At 39.0% G+C, this 21,255-nt stretch carries 19 protein-coding genes and 2 pseudogenes; 5 read left to right on the top strand and 16 right to left on the bottom strand.

Going from position 1 to position 21,255, the window contains the following annotated elements; translation table 11 throughout:
* Nucleotides 1-65 precede the first annotated feature (65 nt).
* The 6 genes from LA20531_RS00275 to LA20531_RS00250 all read right to left on the bottom strand — a co-directional run bounded on the left by LA20531_RS00275 (nucleotide 66) and on the right by LA20531_RS00250 (nucleotide 6,960).
* Nucleotides 66-1,007, bottom strand: coding sequence for a Ppx/GppA family phosphatase (locus LA20531_RS00275; RefSeq protein WP_056940364.1), 942 nt, complete (start codon nucleotides 1,005-1,007; stop codon nucleotides 66-68).
* Entirely contained in the window at nucleotides 1,004-2,407 is a 1,404-nt protein-coding gene (locus tag LA20531_RS00270) for a DUF2252 domain-containing protein (protein WP_056940365.1), read from the bottom strand. The genes LA20531_RS00275 and LA20531_RS00270 overlap by 4 nt, the downstream gene beginning before the upstream one ends.
* Nucleotides 2,400-4,592, bottom strand: coding sequence for an RNA degradosome polyphosphate kinase (locus LA20531_RS00265; protein WP_056940366.1), 2,193 nt, complete (start codon nucleotides 4,590-4,592; stop codon nucleotides 2,400-2,402). The genes LA20531_RS00270 and LA20531_RS00265 overlap by 8 nt, the downstream gene beginning before the upstream one ends.
* Nucleotides 4,589-6,106, bottom strand: a complete 1,518-nt coding sequence (locus LA20531_RS00260) for a hypothetical protein (protein WP_056940367.1) — start codon at nucleotides 6,104-6,106, stop codon at nucleotides 4,589-4,591. Before LA20531_RS00260 ends, LA20531_RS00265 begins: the two co-directional genes overlap by 4 nt.
* Nucleotides 6,107-6,259: 153 nt before the next feature.
* Nucleotides 6,260-6,610, bottom strand: a complete 351-nt coding sequence (locus tag LA20531_RS00255) for a replication initiator protein A (protein WP_233994602.1) — start codon at nucleotides 6,608-6,610, stop codon at nucleotides 6,260-6,262.
* 110 nt (nucleotides 6,611-6,720) lie between these two features.
* The gene (locus LA20531_RS00250; protein ID WP_056940368.1) at nucleotides 6,721-6,960 is read right to left on the bottom strand and encodes a hypothetical protein; all 240 of its coding nucleotides are present in this window, start codon (nucleotides 6,958-6,960) and stop codon (nucleotides 6,721-6,723) included.
* Nucleotides 6,961-7,144: 184 nt separating this feature from the next.
* On the opposite strand from LA20531_RS00250, the gene LA20531_RS00245 reads away from it, so the two are divergent.
* Nucleotides 7,145-8,527 (top strand): IS3 family transposase, encoded by a 1,383-nt coding sequence (locus LA20531_RS00245; protein ID WP_099202202.1) that lies wholly within the window; start codon nucleotides 7,145-7,147, stop codon nucleotides 8,525-8,527.
* A gap of 75 nt (nucleotides 8,528-8,602) precedes the next feature.
* Nucleotides 8,603-9,592: an IS30 family transposase gene (locus LA20531_RS00240; RefSeq protein WP_099202200.1), complete on the top strand. Its 990-nt coding sequence runs from the start codon at nucleotides 8,603-8,605 to the stop codon at nucleotides 9,590-9,592.
* A gap of 43 nt (nucleotides 9,593-9,635) precedes the next feature.
* Here the strand turns inward: LA20531_RS00240 and LA20531_RS11805 are convergent, their stop codons facing one another.
* From LA20531_RS11805 to LA20531_RS00215, 5 genes are all read right to left on the bottom strand, one after another.
* Nucleotides 9,636-9,758, bottom strand: coding sequence for a hypothetical protein (locus LA20531_RS11805; protein ID WP_257790261.1), 123 nt, complete (start codon nucleotides 9,756-9,758; stop codon nucleotides 9,636-9,638).
* A gap of 56 nt (nucleotides 9,759-9,814) precedes the next feature.
* Complete coding sequence (hpt, locus tag LA20531_RS00230; RefSeq protein ID WP_056940403.1) at nucleotides 9,815-10,348, bottom strand: hypoxanthine phosphoribosyltransferase; 534 nt, start codon at nucleotides 10,346-10,348, stop codon at nucleotides 9,815-9,817.
* Nucleotides 10,349-10,546: 198 nt separating this feature from the next.
* Nucleotides 10,547-10,756, bottom strand: a complete 210-nt coding sequence (locus LA20531_RS00225; RefSeq protein WP_233994605.1) for an aldo/keto reductase — start codon at nucleotides 10,754-10,756, stop codon at nucleotides 10,547-10,549.
* 96 nt (nucleotides 10,757-10,852) lie between these two features.
* Nucleotides 10,853-11,275, bottom strand: coding sequence for an N-acetyltransferase (locus LA20531_RS00220; protein WP_056940404.1), 423 nt, complete (start codon nucleotides 11,273-11,275; stop codon nucleotides 10,853-10,855).
* A gap of 2 nt (nucleotides 11,276-11,277) precedes the next feature.
* Nucleotides 11,278-11,610 (bottom strand): putative quinol monooxygenase, encoded by a 333-nt coding sequence (locus LA20531_RS00215; RefSeq protein ID WP_056940405.1) that lies wholly within the window; start codon nucleotides 11,608-11,610, stop codon nucleotides 11,278-11,280.
* Nucleotides 11,611-11,746: 136 nt separating this feature from the next.
* Here LA20531_RS00215 and LA20531_RS00210 point away from each other — a divergent pair, with 136 nt between their 5' ends.
* From LA20531_RS00210 to LA20531_RS00200, 3 genes and pseudogenes are all read left to right on the top strand, one after another.
* Nucleotides 11,747-12,526: a hypothetical protein gene (locus LA20531_RS00210; protein WP_056940406.1), complete on the top strand. Its 780-nt coding sequence runs from the start codon at nucleotides 11,747-11,749 to the stop codon at nucleotides 12,524-12,526.
* A 123-nt stretch (nucleotides 12,527-12,649) separates the two neighbouring features.
* A pseudogene (locus LA20531_RS00205) lies at nucleotides 12,650-14,182 on the top strand (YfcC family protein).
* A 150-nt stretch (nucleotides 14,183-14,332) separates the two neighbouring features.
* A pseudogene (locus LA20531_RS00200) lies at nucleotides 14,333-15,563 on the top strand (MFS transporter).
* Between the two features lie 64 nt (nucleotides 15,564-15,627).
* Here LA20531_RS00200 and LA20531_RS00195 read toward each other — a convergent pair.
* From LA20531_RS00195 to LA20531_RS00175, 5 genes are all read right to left on the bottom strand, one after another.
* Nucleotides 15,628-16,809 carry a hypothetical protein gene (locus tag LA20531_RS00195; protein WP_056940407.1) on the bottom strand — a complete coding sequence of 394 codons (1,182 nt, stop codon included), beginning with the start codon at nucleotides 16,807-16,809 and terminating at the stop codon, nucleotides 15,628-15,630.
* 14 nt (nucleotides 16,810-16,823) lie between these two features.
* Nucleotides 16,824-17,639 (bottom strand): Cof-type HAD-IIB family hydrolase, encoded by an 816-nt coding sequence (locus LA20531_RS00190; RefSeq protein ID WP_013437855.1) that lies wholly within the window; start codon nucleotides 17,637-17,639, stop codon nucleotides 16,824-16,826.
* Nucleotides 17,640-17,747: 108 nt separating this feature from the next.
* A complete protein-coding gene (locus LA20531_RS00185) occupies nucleotides 17,748-18,221 on the bottom strand; it encodes an S-ribosylhomocysteine lyase (RefSeq protein WP_013437854.1) in 474 nt (157 codons plus the stop codon).
* Between the two features lie 180 nt (nucleotides 18,222-18,401).
* Nucleotides 18,402-19,520 (bottom strand): 5-methyltetrahydropteroyltriglutamate--homocysteine S-methyltransferase, encoded by a 1,119-nt coding sequence (locus tag LA20531_RS00180; RefSeq protein WP_056940408.1) that lies wholly within the window; start codon nucleotides 19,518-19,520, stop codon nucleotides 18,402-18,404.
* A gap of 429 nt (nucleotides 19,521-19,949) precedes the next feature.
* The gene (locus tag LA20531_RS00175; protein WP_162252728.1) at nucleotides 19,950-21,254 is read right to left on the bottom strand and encodes an MBG domain-containing protein; all 1,305 of its coding nucleotides are present in this window, start codon (nucleotides 21,252-21,254) and stop codon (nucleotides 19,950-19,952) included.
* Between the last annotated feature and the right edge of the window lies 1 nt (nucleotide 21,255).

Raw genomic sequence — 21,255 nt, 5'->3', positions numbered from 1 at the left:
AAAGCTAAACAACTTGACTTTACGTAGAAAAAATCCAAGACACGAGGTCTTGGATTTTACTTAGTTTATTCTTTGCTATTTTTACGTAAATATTCAAATAAGACGCCGTCACGTAAACCGCAGTTAGAAAAGATCACTTCACTAACCTGCAAGTTACGCAATACTAAGCTAATCGGGATCAAACCACCGACGATCACGTCTGCTCGGTACTTGGCTAAACCAGGAATCTTCATCCGTTCATCTTTATTCATGGCGATCAATTTACTAATCAAGTTAAAGATATAGTGTGGTGGCAAGTGCATCCCGTGAATGTCAGGCAACTCATCAACTTCATCAGTAACCTCTCGTCGGTGAATCTTCGCGATTGTCCGGTTGCTACCGCCAAGTGCAATTAATGGCAAATTATGCACTTGTCCTAGCCAGCGCACCGTTGAAATTTTCTGCCCTGCTGCATTCATTGCGCTATACAAATCACTAGCTGAAATGGTATCAGCTAAGTTATAGTTCTGCGACAAAACGACTGAACCGATTGGAATACTTACCCGTTCTTTGCAGGCACCATTTTGAACCCAAATCAGCTCCGTTGAAGCACCACCACAATCCATGATAATGCCGTTTCTGACTGGCAAGGTATTAACTACGCCAACGTAGTCCAAGTATGCTTCGGTACTACCTGAGATCACCTGCAAGTCCAGTCCAACTTCATCTTTTACTCGTTTTAAGAATTCCGCTTGGTTCTTTGCTCCGCGAACTGCAGCCGTTGCTACCGCTTTGACGACCACATTATCATATTGCGTATATCTGGTTTTAAAGTCTTTCAAAGCTTGAATCGTTCTGTTCATTGGTTCTTCTTTAAGTGTCATTTCTTTGCCCATATTTTCAGACAAACGGACATACTCTCTAAAGTAACCCATGACTGTATAGCCACCATAATCGTCTATTTGTGAAATCTGCATTCTGACCGAGTTGGAACCCAAGTCAATTACTACTAAATTAGTACTAGTCATTTTCTCTTCCTCCTCAGTCTACTGTCATATTCACCGCGCAGATACTTCATAAAAGCTTCGTAATCTTGTTCTACTTGCCTACTATAAGCGACAGCCCAATCAGCCATACACTTATCAAATTGCTTACTTTCTTGCAAGTAGCCATAGATCATTGCTGCCGTTGGACTTTGACAATGAGCTCGGGCCAAGATGAAGGCACAAAGCGTCGCATAAGCTTCAAAGCTTTCTTCATCCAGCTTAGTGGTATCAATTGAGTCCTTCATATCTCTGAATTGACGCACATAATAGCTGCGGCCTCCTGCTTCAGTATAACCCAAGAATGGATCATAGAAGGTTTGCAAGATGCTTTGACCGGTGATTACACGGCGCCCTTCTTCATAACCTTGCTGTTTAGCTTCTGCCACAGACAAATTAGATAAATCATACTTAGATGGCATTGCTTCTTTGATTTGCAAAACCAAGTTACTACCGTCTCTACCTGTCAGTAAAACCAGATAGCAGCGTGTACCAAAGCTACCAACACCTACGCTGTAACGAATAATGTCAGTCAGTTTAAAACTGCTCAACAGCACCTTTACATCAGGTGAAAGCTTCTTTTGGTACTCTTCCATCGCACTAACTAATTCCTGATAAGTTTGATCAGAAATCCGTCTAGCACGTGGTGGATTTTCTTTAAAGACCAGCTTACCATTTTCTTCAGTCGTAAACTTTTTAACTACCTTATCCGAATTATTCTTTGGTGCCTTATCCGCAATTTTCTTCAAAATCTTGACTAATTGCTTATCATCACTGGTTGTATTAAAGAAATCATTGATGCTGTATGAGGTGTAAAAACGGTCGAGCAGCTTTTGACCAGCCGCATCATTAATTCCGTCTTCATAAGCCTTGGCAGTATTCTTCAATATCTTATAAAGATTATCTGGATTATAGCCGTTGATCTCACCGATTAATTGGGCACTGACCATCAGACGCTTCAAATCGCTCTCCCAATTGCCAACTCTGGTTTCATCAAAGTCATTAAGTCCGAAAAGCAATTGTCTTTCAGGTGAAGCGAAAAAGCCGAAGTTGTTTAAGTGGGCATCTCCACAAATCATCACCCAGATTTTGCTTTGCGTGCTGTGCAACAAGTCATATTCCATGACACCAGCAGTACCACGCAAGAAGCTAAAGGCATTAGCAATCATGCGCTGATGACGCAAAGGCAATAGCTCAGGAATCATTGTATCTTCCTGTGTCTTGATCATCTCAACGGCATCCCGTTCAACCGGTTTAAAAGCACTCAGTTCACTAACTGGCACCTTTTTAGCCTGCTTCTTGCCGGCCTCAATCAATTCATCTTTGCTAGCTTTTAATCGCAGCTTATCAATATTGAATCTTTTGCGTAAAAAATCCTTACTCATCCGTATCCTTCTTTTCTTCAAGGGTTAAATCATTGTCTTCTTTACGCATTACTTCAAAGACATCAGGATCTCTATCTTCATCTTCTTTTTGCTTTAATTCGCGTTCTTTTTCTTGGGCTTGATGAATAAAGTGCTCTTGAGAGTTAAGGGCCTTCTTACCACGACGATCAAACATTGAATATACATCATTATGAAGAACACGTGTCTTAACGTTGTCATTCCACATAATATCGTAGATATGAAGTACACGTTCCTTCAAATCTGGCTGCAAGATTGGGAATAAGGTTTCAACTCTTCTGTTCAAGTTACGCTTCATCATGTCCGCACTTGAAAGGTAGACATCTTGATTACCATTATTATAGAAGTAATAGATTCGACTGTGTTCGAGTAATCTTCCGACAATTGAATGTACTTCAATATTATCACTAATTCCAGGAATATCGGTTCTTAAGCAACAAATTCCGCGCACAATTAAGTGAATTTTTACGCCAGCGTGAGAAGCTTCATAAAGTTTACCAATGATTTCAGGATCAGAGAGTGAATTCATCTTCATGTGAATTTCGGCTTTACGGCCAGTTTTGGCGATTTCGATTTCATTATCAATCTTTTGATTAATGAACTCACGGATATGATTTGGTGAAATTCTTAATTGTCTGAAGTATGGTGGACGAGAATAACCAGATAGCATGTTAAATAAATTAGTGGCATCAACACCAAGGTCGCGGCGTGAAGTGAATAAGCCCATATCAGTGTAGAAGTGAGCAGTTACGTCGTTGTAGTTACCGGTACCCAAGTGAATGTATCTGCGAATACCATCTTCGTCACGACGAATTACCAAAGTAATCTTGGTGTGAGTCTTAAGTCCTTTCAAACCGTAAATAACGTGACAACCCATTTGTTCCAAGGTCTTTGCCCAATGAACGTTGTTCTCTTCATCAAAACGAGCTTTAACTTCAACCAAAACAGTAACTTGCTTACCTGCTTGGGCAGCTTGACCCAAATATTTAATGATTGGTGAATTACCAGAAACACGGTAAAAAGTCATCTTAATGGCTAAAACTTTGTCATCATGTGCAGCTTTACGGATGAAGTTCAATACAGCATCAAATGAATCATATGGGTGTTGTACAAGATAATCTCTTTCTCTAATATTGGCAAAAATATCACTAGAAAAAGCCAAGTCTGGATCAACGTAACCCTTAATTGGAGCATAGCGCAATTTTTCATGTCCCTTAACGGCGCCAGCTAACTTCTTAAGGAAAGTTAAATCAATTGGACCTGAAATTTCATAGATTTCGCTCTTTTTAACGTTTAACTTGTCAAACAAGCGTGAACGCAATTTGTCACCCATTGACTTTTCGATTTCAAGGCGAACAGCTTTACCATGTTCACGGTCCTTCAATTGTTTTTGGACACTACGTAAAAAGTCTGAAGTATCACGTTCAGCCACGTCCAAGTCCATGTCACGAGTAACACGGAAAATTGCGGCTTCTTTTACTTCGTAGCCGTCGAAAAAGCTGCTGACAAATTCTTTGATGATATCTTCTAGTAAAACAAAACTGTTGTCTGCTTTTGGTAACTTAACTAAACGTTTAAAGTTATTAGGAACTCTAAGTGTAGCATAGTGATGCTTGCCATCTTCTTTGTCCTTTAAATGAACAGCGATATTCAAAGAATCGTTAGCAATAAATGGGAATGGACGGTTAGTGTCGTCAGCCATTGGAGTAATGACTGGATACAATTCATCACTAAAGTAACGTCTTAAAAATTCGTATTGTTGTGCGCTCAGATCTTTAACTTCTTTAATAAAGATGTTCTTCTTTTCAAGTTGAGGCAAAAGTGAACGCCAGTAAGTTGAGTATCTCTTTTCTACTGCTTTGTGTTCCTTTTTGTTAATCGCGTCAAGTTGTTTTTCTGGAGTCATACCAGATGAATCAGTAGTCTTGATACCGGCCGCAATCAACTTGTGCAAAGAAGCGACACGAACCATGAAGAATTCATCAACATTGCTTTGAGTGATACCTAAGAAGTTGATTCTTTCAAGCAATGGATTGTCCCTATTACGAGCTTCTTCTAGTACTCGATCGTTAAAATCCATCCAACTTAATTCACGATTATTGAAATATTCCGGTTTCAAAAACGGTTTTATTTCTTCTTTTTCATTTCCTAAAAATGTACTACTCATTGTCTATTCATACCCTCTTGTTTTAAAACAACTTTGATACCAAATACGTCTTCAAATAATTTCACGCGTTTATTAAAGGACCAGCGTTCCAATGTAATATCCGCATTTGTTTTAGCTCTGACGATTAATTCATTATTTTTCTTCAGCGAAATAACGATTTGCTTAATCTTTTGCTTGTGTGAAGCATCTAACGCAGTAGCTATTCGTAAAATAGCGGAAAGCTTGGCAACCGTTAACTGAATTTCTGGATCTAGGTGACGGTAATGATGGCCACCAATGTCAGGTGCAGAACCATCTTCGTTCATAGTCTGATAACGACAAATTTCACTAACAATTTCGTTTTCACGATCAGACAAGCCGATCAATTCATTATCATCCAAGAATTCGGCTGATTGCTCATAGCGTCTTGCTTGGTTAACAAAACTACCAATATCATCAACTATGGCAGCCCAACTCAATAATTCTCTGTCAGATTTAGGCAAAAGATGTACCTTGCGCAGACGGTCAAAGATATGCAAAGCAAACTTGCGCACTGCAGTAGCATGGTGTAAATCAACCAAATAGCGTCGAGCCATATTTTGAGCTGAAGTCATCATGATATCAGTATCTTTGCCTCTCTTCTCTAGCATCAAAAGGCCGGTGACAACAGACATGTCTGTAATGTAAATCGTGCCAATATTTAAAAGAGAAAGGAATTGCTTGATTGAAATGGCATTAGGAATAGCGTGGTCAGCTACAGCTGGTTCCAAGTCATAGTTTTGCATGATATCGTTAAGCGACATTTGGATCAGTTGATCATAGAAGTGTTGAAATTCTTCGTGCGTAATTTGGTTAGCTGAGTTTTCTTTCTTCAAATAAGTATTATTCAAGGCATCAGCGTGTTGGATAATTACAGCGGCACGCGAATTATCCTTGATCTGACGAGCCAAGTGACCGATCTTCGCACCTAAGTAATCATTGATAACATAGATCGGATCATTAGGCGTTTCATTAGTGATTTCATTGATCTCTTGGATCTCTCGTGGACCTAAAGCCAGGCTCCAGCTTGATTCGAACTTATTGTTTTTAAACAAAGAAAGGTTGATCATTGCAGAACCAAGACTAAGCAAATAAGTGGCGTGGTCCTCGTCATCGTCATTTACTTCTGCTTGACTCTTCATCCCGCTTAAAACCTTGGCGTAGACGATTTGACCACCATTAAGCCATTCGATCTTCCAACCAGTTCTAACCTTGATCTGATCTGCAATAAAACTGGCAGACATTTCATCAATTAATTGTTCATTGCCGTAAAACTTGAAATCCTTAATCTGATATTCTGCTAGCTTCTCTTTAAAGCCTTCAATTGCATCACAGATTTTGTCCATATCTTGTTCAAAAACCTGGCTTTTACTATCAGCTTGTAAAAACGAAGGCGAATCCAGTTTTTCAATGACAGTTAGATCCTTTAGATCTACTATGTTAAGTTGAATTTTATAGGAAGACATATAAATTAAACCAAATAAAGTTTTCTTCATTTATTATTTTCACCTATTAATGCAATTACTTTAATATTATACTTTTACTCTATCTTAATTATATATTAACTTTTGATTATGATCTAAATTTTACGGCCTAATTTTGAAAAAATTAATAACAAAAAAGGCACAATTTTATGTACCTTTTTCACCCTAATGACTATACGAATTGCTTATATGTAAGGGATACAAATGGTTGGAATGTCTCTCCATTGATAGTAAGTCAAATTCAACTAGTTCGTTTTTCAATTTATCTACTGTACAAGATTTGCAGTGCATTTCTTTCATCAAATCTTCATCTGAATAAATGATGTACATGTTGCCGTCGTCATCTATCCAACCCTTATTTTGTGACTCTGTCATCCGTAGAGTAAAAATTATGTAAAGATAACGAGCATTGACACTCATATCCCTATATTTTGGGTTATGGAAGAATGCCTTTGGCAAACCATTTTGTTGTTCAGGATAATCTTGGCCCTCTTTAAATCTTAGTTGTGTTTTCATTATATCTAACTCTATTATGTTTGTTTTACTTGTTTATTAGAAAATTATTAAGCCAAGCGAATAAAAAAGCCCAGAGCTGATATGGCTCTGGGTCTTAATTGTATTCTTAATTAACGGTAGTCCTTGAGGAAGTCGACTAACTTTTGGTAGTCGGCATCGTGCTCAGAGTCATAAGCATCAACTAAATCAACAACCTTGTTGTCTTTGGTGATGATGCGGTATTCACGCAAACCTTTCTTTTCATTTGCGACTACAGTAATTTCACCTTTACCTGGTGTTGAGTACAAATCAGGATTTAGAGCTTCATTCAATTTGTCTGATAATTGTTGGTTAAATGCAATTGTGTTCATTCGCTTTTATCTCTTTTCTTATAAATAAACTTCAACACAATCATTATAACATTTTTACCTAATTATGTTAGGCTTCTTATTTTCGCCGATTGTAAAATCAAATTGAACACTTTAGAAAAATAAAAAGTCCATTTGGACCTGTTTGAAGTGAGACCTAAAAGTGAGACACTTTTAGGTCTTTACTATGTCTAAATTTAATAAAGAACAGAAAATAGAAATTTATCGTAAATGGAAAGATGAAAAGATTTCAATAAGTCAGTTGTCTAAAACATATAAAACGAATGTAGCTAATTTGGATTACATGCTTAGATTAATTGATATGTATGGAATCAATGTTTTAGATAGGCCTTATCAGGTTTATTCTAAGGAATTTAAAGAACAAGCAATTGAGCAAGCTGTTTTCAGTACCAAGTCATATGTACAAGTATCACTAGAACTGGGGCTTAAGAGTATTGGCACACTTAGTATTTGGCTTAGAGAATATAAGGAAAACGGGTATAATGTCATTATCAAACAGAAAGGACGCCCTGCCCGTGATCAAAGAGACTCAAAAATCACGCAAGGAATTGGAGAAAGAGATCCAAAAGCTGAAAGAAGAAAACTTGCGATTGCGTATTGTGAACGAATACGTAAAAAAACTGAAGGCCTTGGATCAAGACAAAGATCGAAAGAAATAGCTAAGGCAATTACTGATCTAAGGCATGAATTTAAGGTTAGCTTGAACTATGTCTTAGATGCAATTTCAGAGCATCCAGAGCTGCCTACGATTGCCAGAAGTTCTTACTATAAAATAATTAAACGAAAGCCTAAGAAGCCCAAGCGTTCCAAACTTATTGCAAGGATCAAGGAAATATTTAATCGTCACAAAGGACGCTATGGCTATCGTCGAGTGGCACTCCAGTTAATAAAAGAAGGCTGGAATATTACTGAGAAAACAGTCCGTTACTGGATGCATAAATTGGGTCTTAAGGGTATCAGACGCAACAAGCGTAAGTATTCAAGCTACAAGGGAACTATTGGCAAGATAGCCCCTAATTTAATTCGTCGTGATTTCTTTGCACCAATGCCCAACATGAAATGGTACACTGACATTACTGAATTTCACCTCAATGGTGAAAAGCTTTATCTATCACCTATTTTGGATGGTTGTGGAGGCGATATAGTCTCTTACACTATTTCCAAACATCCAGACATGGAGTTAGTAATGACAATGCTTGATAGGGCTTTTGCCAAGGAAACGGCTCTTAATAATTGCATCTTTCATACTGATCAGGGCTGTCAATACCAAAGTCCAAGATATCAGCGTGCTTTAAAGCTTCATGGTATTACTCAAAGCATGTCTAGAAAAGGTAATTCCATGGATGATGGGCTAATGGAAAACTTCTTTGGCTTGCTCAAAACAGAGATGTTCTATGATCAAGAATACAAGTACCATAGTCTTCAAGAATTAGCTCAAGCAATCGAAGAATATATCGAATACTATAACGAAGAAAGGATAAAGAGCAGATTAAAAGGCTTAACTCCGAAAGAATATCGGAATCAAGCCTCTATTAATCCTGTATTTTAAACTGTCTAATTTTTAGGTCTCAGTTCAGTTTGATAAAATGTAATTACCACAAAACATTCAGAAACGAGGTCACAAATGGACTCTTTACATTCTATCATGCCTGAGCATCAAAAGGGAAAGCATTTATCATTTGAACAACGGGTTGTTATTCAAACTCGCTTGAAGGATGGCTGCTCTATCAGAGCTATCGCTCGTGAGTTGTGCTGTTCGCCTTCTACAATCAGTTACGAAGTTAGACGAGGCACTGCTACTCTTTATCGTGGCAAACAGAAGCGTTACAAGGCTGATCATGGTCAAAGTGTTTATCAGACTAACCGACGCCACTGTGGTCGCAAATCAGACTTCTTGAAGAAATCTGACTTTATCAAGTATGTCAATAAGCATTTCTTTGAAGACAATTGGTCACTTGATGTATGTGCCAATCGCTGCTTGGCTGTGGGTGAATTTAGCAGCGACCAGATAGTCTGCACTAGAACTCTATATAACTATGTAGATCAAGGCTTGTTGGCTATCAGAAACTCTGATTTGCCTGAGAAGTTAAAGCGTAATACTAAAATTCATCGTGTTCATAAGAACAAGAAGAAATTAGGTCGAAGCATTGAAGAACGCCCTAAAGAGATTAATGATCAAGTACTGCTAACTTTGTCTGAGCGAATGAGCCGTGAATTTCTAATCTTGCGTATTCCAGACAAGACAGCTGCCAGTGTGATGAGCGCTTTTCAAACTCTACATAAGCAGTATAGTGAGCACTGGAATGAAATCTTCAAGACAATTACAACTGACAATGGTTCAGAGTTTGCGGATCTTTCCAATCTAGAGGAAGTATCTAATACCTTAGTCTATTACGCCCATCCATATACTTATTGCGATAAAGGCACTGTTGAAAGACACAATGGCCTTATTCGCAGATTTATTCCCAAAGGTGATTACATCAATAACTATTCTCTTCAAGATATCATTAATATTGAAACCTGGTGCAATTCGCTACCAAGAAAGATCTTGGCATATCATACTCCAGATGAAATCTTTGAGAAAGAATTAGATCATATCTATCAAGCAGTATAAATGTTCAATTTATTATTGCAATTTACGGGCTTCTTATTTTAAATTAATTTTCCTTATCTAGTCTGCAAATGCACATCATATCTGGTGTTTGAGGTGCAACATCAATCGGTGTGATTGCCTTAGTTTCATAACCATTTTGCTTAAAGAGCTTAAGATCACGTACCAAAGTGTCTGGGTTAAATGAGATAAGCTATGTCTTTTTTTACATTATCTATATTAAATCTAAGCGTAAACTCTTTTCTTAAGAATACCGACATATGGCAAGTTGCGGTAAAGACCGTTGTAGTCCAAGCCGTAACCTACTAAGAATTCATTAGGAGCCTTGAAGCCATAATCATCTGGGTAGAAGTCAACTACACGTGTCTCAGGTTTATCTAACATAGAAATAACTTCAACACTCTTGGCACCGCGTTCCTTCATCAAGTCGCTAAGTGCCTTTAAAGTTCTACCTGTGTCAATGATATCTTCCATGAAGATTACTGGGCGGTTCTTAACGTCTGACTTCACGTCTTGGGTAATCTTAACCTTACCAGTAGAGCTGGTACCTTCATAACTGGAGGCCTTAATTGGCTCAATTGTTAATTCGAAAGTTAATCTTTTGATCATATCGCTGGCAAAGATCATTGCGCCATTCAAAACTGGAATGACGATTGGTTCTTGCCCTTCATATTTCTTGTTAAGGCGAGCTGCCATTTCATCCATGCGCTTGTTAAGTTGATCTTGATCAAATAATACTTTTTCGATGTCGTTATTCATGTTGATTATTTCCCTCTCAAATTAGTTAACGATAAGATTTTAACATATATTTTTTGAGTTTCACAGTATTTTGCTAAAATTATTAGCTTATTTATTAATTAATCATAATTTTTATATATTATCGTTCGTGTTCTAGTGAGAGTAAATAAAAAACTATTAAGATTTTACACTTAATAGTTTCTTTACTCTATTTCCTATCTAAAACCACTGTGCCCTCAGGTGAATTTTGATTAATTGCACCGATAATGGGTGTGGCACATACAATTCATCAAAATAGTTTACTTCATCTAGTGTGAGCTCTACGCCCATCGAATTCACAGCTGATTCAAGGTGTTTGATCTTCGTTGAACCAACAATTGGAGCAGTGATACCCTTAGCCCATTCCCAAGCTAAAGCAATTTCTGACATCTCAACACCATGCTTTTCCTGACTTTCATTACTTTAAGCTTAATACCGCTAGTCCATTATGAAAAAATACTTATTATAAATTCCTAGGCATAACTTTTATGCATCCCACTCCATTAAACAGTCGGCTGCACCAGTCTCTTGATCAATCTCTTTTTTCACTAACTTAAAACCACGATTTTGATAAAAACTAAGAGCCGCTTCATTCTTTTCACACACCGACAGCTGCAATTTATCATGCTTTAGCTTCAAAAAGTCAATCAGCTTTCCACCAATACCGCGGCCCCGATAATCTCTTTTAACAAAGATACCGGCAATATAGTTGCCTTGCATCCCTACAAAACCAGCTATCTCGCCCTCTTCTTCATCTACATACAGCTGAACATTCGGCAACTCTTTTTTCACCAATTCATAGTTATCATGCCAATAACTTGGATCAATAAAATCGTGTGCATCAAGGTTGCCCTTAAGCCAAATCTGCATCAACGCATCTAAATCGCTCTTTTGATATTTTCTAATCATATTTATTTCCGAATAAACTTTTGATCACTTGCAGGCACGCCGCTGTCATCTGAGATGTAGCGTTCAACGCACATATGAAAGTCATACTTTTCACGCAAGTCAGCCAATTCCTTCATCATAGGTGAAGCATGGTGAGCCTCAAGCGCCTTTTGATCATGCCAACTATCGATTAATAAAACCGTCTCAGGATCGTCCATTGGGATAAAGTAATCATATTTTTCATTGCCTTCTTCGGCACGAATACGACCTGCAATACCCTTGTCTTCCATTTCTTGTGCGAACTTTCTGGCATCACCATTTTTGCCATTGTAATAAAGATTTACAGTCAAACTCATAATTTGTCTCTCCTTTGTAAAATCGCTTTCATTAGTTATTTTAATATAATCTTTGCTTATTCTTAACTTGTATTCATCGAAAGTTATCGCTAAAATTTAAGTAGAAAGTAAGCGTTATTATTTAGAGGTGAGAAAAATGTTAAACAAAAGAAAATTCCTCATCAAACTGTGTGCAGCGTTACCAGCTGCCCTGCTTTTAACGACTACTCCAGTTTTAGCTGATGAAAATGATCAAACTAATCAACCACAAACATCTGAAACAAATAAACAAAATGTAACCTACCAATCATTATATTGGCGTTGCATAAATCAATATACTGGTCAAACCTTACAAGTCATGTATGCCGATACGGTAAAAGTGGTTAACGGTGTCCCTGAGCGGCAATTCTTTAACATGGGGCAATTACCAGAGAGAATTGGTGACTTTGAGATAGCTGGTAATCCCCCTTATGATGGACGTGCCCTTGAAGTTGATCCTAACAATCCAAGTGGTGTCACCTACATCGATTGTGCCTACTATTTGCCAAATAAGAAGGATAGTAGTAGCACAACCACTACCCATAATCAACAACATTCACAGAATGTAACAAAGGATAATCACAACAGCCATTCAGCAATCAAGAAAACAGACAAATGGCGTCACCAACACAAGATGCCAAATTCTGCTACTTCTAATTTAAACAAAAAGCAAAATGCTAGTCCAAGTAAGGCAGCTACCAGCAGTAAGCCTAATAAGAAAAGGGCAACAAGTAAGAAGAACAAACCTGCTACTGCCAAAAATCATGCTAATGTACAAGCTGAACGTAACAACAACATCTTGAAATTCGTGGTTACTCCATTGGTGATTATAGTAATTGCCGCAATCTATATTCCACGCAAGTTCTGGCACAGAAATCGCGGTAAACACGCTGAATAACAAGAAGGTCGAGTCAAGCTCGGCTTTTTTATTATATTTATATGAAATCGCTGTCAAAAGATACCTCCTTAACTGTATAATAAAACTATAAATCAATAGTTATACAAGTAAGGAGGTTTTATTATGGCTACTAAAAAGAAGAAAAAGCACCAATTTCCGACGGCCCATACCGTCATCATAATTGTGCTTTTGCTTGTTCAACTATTGACTTTTGTTATTCCTGCCGGTAACTATGCGACGATTGCTTATGATACCAGCAATAAAGATTTCGTAGTTACCAGACCAAGTGGTAAAAAGTACAAATAACCTGCTACTCAGGCCACTTTAAAGAAGTACAAGGTCAACATTGCAGTCAAGAAATTTAAGGATGGCACAATCTACAAGCCAGTTGCTATTCCAAATTCTTACGAGATAATCAATTTAAAGAAGCCTAACCTGTGGCAGGCGATCAATCAGTTCTTCACCTCACAGGTACAAGGTATCGCTCAAAGTGTCGACATCATCGCCTTCGTTTTGATCCTAGGTGGATGTATTGGTGTCGTTCACGCAAACGGCGCGATCAACTCGGGGATGCAGGCTTTATCTAAGCAAATCAAAGGTAAGCAAATTCTGTTGATTATCCTTGTGATGGGGCTAATTTCTCTTGGTGGTACAACCTTTGGTCTTGCCGAAGAAACGATGGCCATGTACCCAATCCTAATTCCAGTCTTCCTGCTAGCCGGGTATGATACGATGACAGTTCTAGGAACGATCTTCCTGGGAACGAGTATTGGGACCATGATTTCAACCATTAACCCATTCTCAACGATCATCGCTTCTAACACTGCCGGTGTTAACTTCGCCAGAGCTTTACCACTCAGAATTACCATGTGGGTCATCTGTACGGTAGTTGGTATGATCTATGTCATTCGCTACGCTGAAAAGGTACGTAAAGATCCTACTAAATCTGTTGTTTACGACCAATACGAAGAAGATCGTGAAAAGTACTTAAACGATGCCGACTTTAACAAACCAGCCAACTTTACTTGGCAACAAAAATTATCATTGATCATCTTCGGCATTGCCTTTATCGTCATGATCTGGGGTGTACAACAAAAAGGCTGGTACTTCACCGAAATTTCGGTAGTCTTCTTAACTGCCGGCTACTTGATGGCTATCTTCTCGGGACTTTCCGAGCACAAAGTTGTGCAAGCCTTCGTTGATGGTGCTAGCGATTTGCTTGGTGTTGCTTTGACAATCGGGTTGGCGAGAGCCGTTTCCATTGTTATGGACGACAGTCACACCAGTGACACCATCATGCACTTCTTCAGCCAACAGATTTCTGGCATGAGTCCATTAATCTTCATTTGGTTCCTGTTCATCGTCTACATCATTCTGGGATTCTTCATTCAATCATCATCTGGTTTGGCCGTACTTTCCATGCCAATCATGGCACCACTTGCCAATGTGGTTGGAATCGACCGTGCTAGTGTAATTGATGCCTACAACTGGGGCCTTGGCTTTATTTCCTTGGTTGCCCCAACCGGATTAATCTTGATGAGTTTGATGATGGTTAATATTGACTTTAACAAATGGTTCAAGTGGTGTTGGAAATTACTGGTCATCGAATTTGTCTTGTGTCTAGTCGCATTAGGCGTCGGATTGTTAGTATATTAGATTTGAAACAAAGTTTTCAGATCATTCTTTCAGCACGATAGGATGATCTTTTTTTCATAACAACCCTTGTTTATTTATTCAAAAAGCGTATCATATACAGACGAAGAAATAATTGGATGACAGAGAGCATTCGTTTTGGAGGAATTAAATATGAAATATATTACGCAGCACAGTCAGGGACTAAGTAAAAACCAAAAGTGGGTCATCGCCTCTACTTCATCAGGTTTTGCGCTTGAAAACATGGATGTGCTTTTTTTATCGTTTGCGATGAGTTCAATGATTGCGGACTTACATCTATCAGGTGGAGCCGCTGGATTGATCTCCTCAATCACTAACTTAGGAATGTTAGTTGGTGGTATTTGTTTCGGCATCTTGGGTGACAAGATTGGCCGTGTTAAAACTTTCTCACACACGGTTTTGATCTTCGCCATTGCCACCGGGTTTAATGGCTTTTGCCAACAACATCTATGAGATCTACGCCTTACGTTTTCTCGCTGGTATTGGTGCCGGCGGTGAATATGGCGTAGGCATTGCCTTAATCGCCGAAAACTTTGAAAGCGACAGAATTGGTAAGATGACCTCAATTGCGGCAGTCGGTGGTCAAATCGGTGCGATCTTTGCGGCATTAATTTCGGCTTGGATTATTCCAACAGCTGGCTGGCACGCACTATTCTTGGTCGGAATTGTCCCAGTAATTTTAACAGTCTTTATTAGAAGACATTTGCATGAAAGCGATCAATTCCTCCAAGCTAAAAAAGATGAAAAAGGTTCATTATTACGTGATGTCATTAAAAAAATGTTTTCAACCCCACGTCTTGCTTTTCAAAGCTTAGGCTTGATGGTCATGATGACCGTCCAAATCGCTGGTTACTTTGGCTTAATGAACTGGTTACCAACCATCGTGCAAAAGCAATTGAACTTAAACGTATCTAGCTCAAGTATTTGGATGATCTCAACTATCGTCGGCATGAGCATCGGTATGATAACCTTTGGTAACATCTTCGACCACTTCGGTCCACGTAGAGCCTTCGCCATCTTCTTGATCGGTTCAGCTGTCATGGTTTATGTTTTATCACTTGCACAAAACATGGCTACTTTACTCATCATCGGTGCAGTCATGGGCTTCTTCTCAAATGGGATGTTTGGTGGTTACGGTGCAGTAATCAGTCGCCTCTACCCAACTGAGATTCGTTCTTCAGCTAACAACATCATCGTTAACATTGGCCGTGCAATCGGTGGTTTCTCATCAGTTGTCATCGGTATCTTGATGGATCACTACAATTTAACGGTTGTCATGGGCTTTCTTTCAGCCCTCTACATCATTAGTTTCATTGTTATGATGAGTTTGCCAGGCCTTAAAGAATTAAGCAATAACGATTAAATAAAAACAAAATAAACAAACTAAAAGGGATGCATCAAATCGATACATCCCTCTTTTTATCGTCTTATCTCTTTTGTGCAAAATCACTAGTTTTCATTGTCTTGGTTGAAACAACCTTATTCTGATTATGCATATCTTCAATAGTTAAAGTAAAGGTCTTGTCATTGCCCTTATTAAACTTGGCATAGCCATATAAGCTTTCCTTGTCAGTGTTTTTACCATAAACAGAAATCACCAACAAACCAATTGCGAGCTTCTCATTTGAAGTCAACTTATTCATGTTGCCAACCTTCACCTTGGCACCATCAAGCTCACTTTCATAAGTCTTAAGGCTCCAGATCAAGTATTGTGCTTCAGCAGTTGACATTAACTTTCTTGAGTTAACCTGAGTTTGTGCATCCCTCACAGCTAGATCGTAATTGTCACGCTTGAGAGAACTAGACAACTTGTATTTAACTGAATTCTTGACACTATCTACTTTGCCAAGTAAATCCTTCAAGTCAGCTTCCTGATTTTCTAAAATAGCAATCTTGCTACCATCTTTTGCGGAAGCAGCTGTGTTAATTGGCTTCAACTTCTTGCCAGAAAAGAAATTAACATCGCTAGCCTTCACAAAGGCATCCCCAGTATCAACTAGCTCCGTATTAAATCTGTTAGGGAAATCCGGTGAAGTCTTCAAATTAGCCATGGTGTGATAATGATTAGTCAAATGGTAGTACAATTCGCTCTTGTCAGTTTTAGCATTGTACAAGTACATTGCACCATTAACTTTAAAATCAGTCCCCTTCATAAAGGCATAGCCAGCTGGAGTAGACTTTTCAGCGTAAAATGAGTAAAGTGGTGCCTTAGACTTATTGGTCCGCACTGTAGTCAAACCACGACTTGTATAATCGATATCTTGTAAGGCACGCTTTGCTTTAACGTCCTTAGCCCAAACATAATAATCGGTACCCTTAATGTGGTAAGCATCTGGAGAACTATTAGCTAAAATATTCATGCCGCCTAATTGATCAACAGTCAATTTTTGACCTTTCTTGTAGTACTTACCAGTGGTTAAAGCACGGCCGCCAGTTGCCATGAACAATTGTGGCGTCTTTTTCTTAACCGTCACAGTGGTCTGCTTTGCGTATGAAACCTTCTTTACGCTTGCTGCAGAAATAGTATTTGCATTAGCCAAACTTGCTACAGGACTAGCCAACATCAAAGTTGCAGCAGAAATCATTAGGATTTTCTTGTTAAATTTCATCTATCTTTACCTCATCACTTTTCTAAAACAAATTTTTCAATTGCCTCACCAACGCCGCCTTGATTGTTATCGGCTTTGGTAATATAGTCGCAGTCGTCTTTCATCTTAGGGTTAACATTAGCCACGCCAACACCCAATCCGGCTGCTTCAATCATAGAAAGATCGTTAAAGTTATCGCCTAAGGCCATCGTCTCTTCAGGCTTGATGCCAAGCTTATCAGCAAGCCAGAGCAAGCCTTCACCCTTGTTGACGCCTTGATGGTTGAATTCAAGATAACGGTTGGAAGAATATGACACGTCGAGATCCTTGGTAGTATTGCTAATTTCACTAGCTATCTTTTCTAAATATGGCATATCAGTACTACCGTATAAAACTTTGGCGATGTCTTGTCCCTTTAAGAAGTCAAGATTTGGTTCATCAATAATCTTGTAAACGTGACGTAGTTTCAGATACTTGATTTCATCTTCATCTGCGTTATAGACATAAACCATATCCTTAGTATATACGTGGATGCAGACATCGCATTTTAAACCAAGACGATAAAGTTCGTCGGCTTTAGCAAAGTCCAAGCCTTGAAACTTCATAATTCGATTATCCTTGTTCTCGGTAATGCATCCCCCGTTAAAAGAAATCACATACTCATTTGCCTTATCCTTCAGACCGATCTCTGCCAGCGTCTTCTCAATTGCTCGATAGCCGCGTCCAGTTGCTGGGACAAACTTCACGCCCAGCTTTGTCGCTGCTTTAATCGCATCGATATTACGCTGACAGACATGCGCATCATCATCAATCAGAGTTTCATCAAGATCACAGGCAATTAGTTTATACATAAAAAACTCACGTCTTTCTAAATTGAATACGTTTTCAGTATAACAAAATATGCACACTAAAAAAAGCTAGGTACAAAAACCTAGCTTATTCTTAATATTTATACTTAATTAAATGACATGACGTTCAAATGGATCGTCACTGATGCCTTCTTCAAGGATGTCGCGGCACCATTCCTTTGCAGTAAAGAGTGAGTGATCGCGATAGTTACCACAGGTCTTAATCGTGGTTCCTGGAACGTCTTCCCAAGTGATGGTATCGCGAATTTCTTCAAGGGAGGACTTAAGAGCTTTTGCAACTTCAGTAGTTGAATGCTCGCCCCAAACGATCAAGTGAAAACCAGTCCGACAGCCGAATGGCGAACAATCGATAACGCCGTCAAGACGATCGCGGAGTAAACTTGCAAGCAGGTGTTCGATGGTGTGCAAACCACCCGTTGGAATGGCGTTCTTGTTAGGTTGGACTAAACGCAAATCGTAGTTAGAAATCTTGTCGCCTTTTGGTCCTTCTTCAACAGTAATTAAACGAACGTAAGGTGCCTTAACTTTAGTGTGATCCAGGGTGAAACTCTCGACTTTTGCCATAGTATTTTTCTCCTTTTTAAATAATTATATTAGCTTTTAACTAAATTCCTGTTTAATATGCTCAGATTGAGAATTATAAATTTGCGAAGACATAGAGGCCAAAGCAAATCAGTAATCCCCATACTACCTGTGCTATAATCCATAGTTTTTTCTTCATTGCTTTGTCCCCTCTTTCATTAATTATGCCCAGATTTGCTTAGCAGTATCGATTACTAAAGCAATCTTCTTCCATTGTTCTTCTTCGGTTAATTGGTTGCCTTCCTCGGTTGAGGCAAAACCACATTGGGTGCTAAGAGCTAAGTCTTGCAAGTCGTGGAATTGAGCGGCTTCTTTAACTCTAGTGATCAGGTCGTCAGGCTTTTCAAGTTCTGGCTTCTTGCTGGTTACAAGGCCAAGAACAACTTCTTTTCCTGCTGGTACTTCCTTGATTGGATCGAAGCTACCAGATCTTTTATTATCGAATTCTAGATAAAAGGCATCGACGTTTTCTTTAGCGAAAACATATTTGGCAACTGGACCGTAGCCGCCTTTTGCTGCCCAAGTTGAGTGGTAATTGCCGCGGCAGATGTGAGTTGAAACACGTAAGTCGTCTGGCAAGTCGACTAAAGCACCGTTGTTAACACGGAGGTATTTCTTTTCCAAGTCGTCACGGTCGAAACCTTGCTTAACCATTGTTGCCCAGAAGTCGTCATCAACAACCATGCCCCAAGTACAGTCATCAAGTTTGACGTCGCGGCAACCTGCATCATAGAGGGCGAGGATTAAATTGCGGTAGGCCTTTGAAATATCGTCGAGTAATTCGTATTCACTGGAGTAAAACTTCTTTACGGCTGTCACGTTTTCTGGACCACGAACGAGTTCGGCGTAGAATTGTGCGGGTGAAGGGATGCTTTGACGAGGAGTGACGTCACTGCTATCAGTGATACTCTTTAAATACTTAAAGGCTTCGAGATCAGGATGATCACCAGTAAATTCAATCTTACCTTCAACTTGGGCCGAATCGTTACGGGTTTCTTCATCGTGGAAGAAGTAACCGTGTTCTTGCTTAGTATGCTTGATTCCTCCGAAGCCCCAGAAGGTATCAAGGTGCCAGTAGCTTCGTCTAAACTCACCATCAGTGACGATCTTTAAACCAGCCTTTTCTTCTTTGGCAACTAATTTCTTAATTTCTTCGTCTTCAACTTTCTTTAAGTCATCCTTAGAAATCTTCTTTGCGGCAAAATCTGCTCTTGCTTGCTTTAATTCTGCAGGTCTTAAAAAACTACCAACGATATCATAATGTACTAAATTTCTACTCATAATTCTCTTCTCCTTTATTAAAAAAACAGGACAAAAAAAGCGCCTCTAGACAATTGCTTGTCTAGGGACGCTACTAGCGTGTTACCACCCTTATTCAGTATCAGCTTACACTGATACCCTCACTAAGTACGCTTCTAAAAATAGAAGTTATACTCGGACGCTATATCGGGCATCCCCCGTGAACAGCTTACTTGCGCTTGCTCTTCAATGGACTCCAAGACCATTTTCGTTAGGTACTCCCGCACTGCATTTCACCATCCGCAGCTCTCTTTGGCGGTAACCGCTAATTACTTATCTTTTCTTTGTCGCTCTTATTTGATTTGATCTTATATTATAATTTGGCTCTCATATTGTCAACATATTTTTAATATTTGCTTTTATTTTTTCATAAAGAAAAAGCCATGGAATATATCCATGACTTCTCTTTGATTAATTATCGTCCTTCTTCTTGCGCTTTCTGTCAGCGGCTAAGCCGAATAGACTCAAGCCTGCGAACAATGAACTAAGCCATGCAAGTGGACCTTTATGCGCTGAACCAGTTTGTGGCAACTCATTCTTCTTGGCATTCTCATTCTTGTTATTAGTTGTATGGTTGAAGATTGCGCTCTTAGGACTAATAGCTTGTTCGTCAGAAGTTGGACTAATTGGACCATCTGCAAAACTGTAATTAGTATTAGCGTTCTTGATCTTAGTAATTCCGCTATCCTTAAGCTTCAAGTAGTAAGGGCCAACGTTAGTTGGAAGACCTGTCATAACACTGTAAGTACCGTCAGTATTCTTAGTCATCCATTCATAGTCATCACCAGTTACTAGACCACCTGGATTCCAAGTTACTGAGTTAATAATATCGCTGACTGAGGTACCTTGACCGTTGTAAGTCTTCGTACCACTGTTTCCTAATTTATCTGTAGCAACTTTTGGATTAATCATGTACTTAATCGTACCGTTGACTTCACTGAAGCTGTAGTTTGGATTTGCATTTTGCAATGCTGCCAAAGCTCTGTCTGTCAAACGAGCTTCGTAAGTGCCCACATTATTTGGAACTTCATCAAGCTTATTACCACTTGCATAGTACCAATCAAAGCTGCTAGCCTGAATTCCTGTATCTGACAATGCAGTACCACTTACAGTATCAGTACCGCTAATGCTCAAAGCATCGAGATCCAATCCAGCAGCTTGACCATCGTAAGTCTTACTTTGATCATTATCAGAAATAGTTACACCGCTAATTGGCTTAGCAATGATTTCAAATGTGGCTGATCCACTATCAGTCAAAGTGATAGTGTAGATACCAACGTTCTTAGGAGCATTATGATCTGATGTATTCCAAGTATAGTCACCATCTTGAAGTTTGTACATACTACTATCGGTGCTACCTGGGTATGTGAATGTAACTTCAATGCTGCCGCCATGATTGATTTGTGCAGTTGTTACACCAGATCCATCAAATACCTTTCGGTTAGATCCAGATAATCCTGCAGAAGCAGTAGTTGAAGCAATATTGTAAGTTACAGTAGTCTTAAATGTCCACGTGTAGTTATCGTTGTTGCCAGTTAAGTTCTTCAATCTGGTTTCGACAGATGGTGATAATGCAACTGTGTAAGTACCAGCATTAGTTGGAGTAATTGCATTGCCATCAGCATCTACAAATTGAAGATCATTCTTGGTTAAAGTGATAGTTTGTGCTGTTCCATCTGGAGCGTAAATAGTAGCTGAATAGTGAACATTATTAATA

The sequence above is a fragment of the Lactobacillus amylovorus DSM 20531 genome, from assembly GCF_002706375.1.
Lineage (GTDB): Bacteria > Bacillota > Bacilli > Lactobacillales > Lactobacillaceae > Lactobacillus > Lactobacillus amylovorus.
Note: the sequence above shows the minus strand (reverse complement) of the source record. Positions and strands in the feature narration are given on the sequence as shown.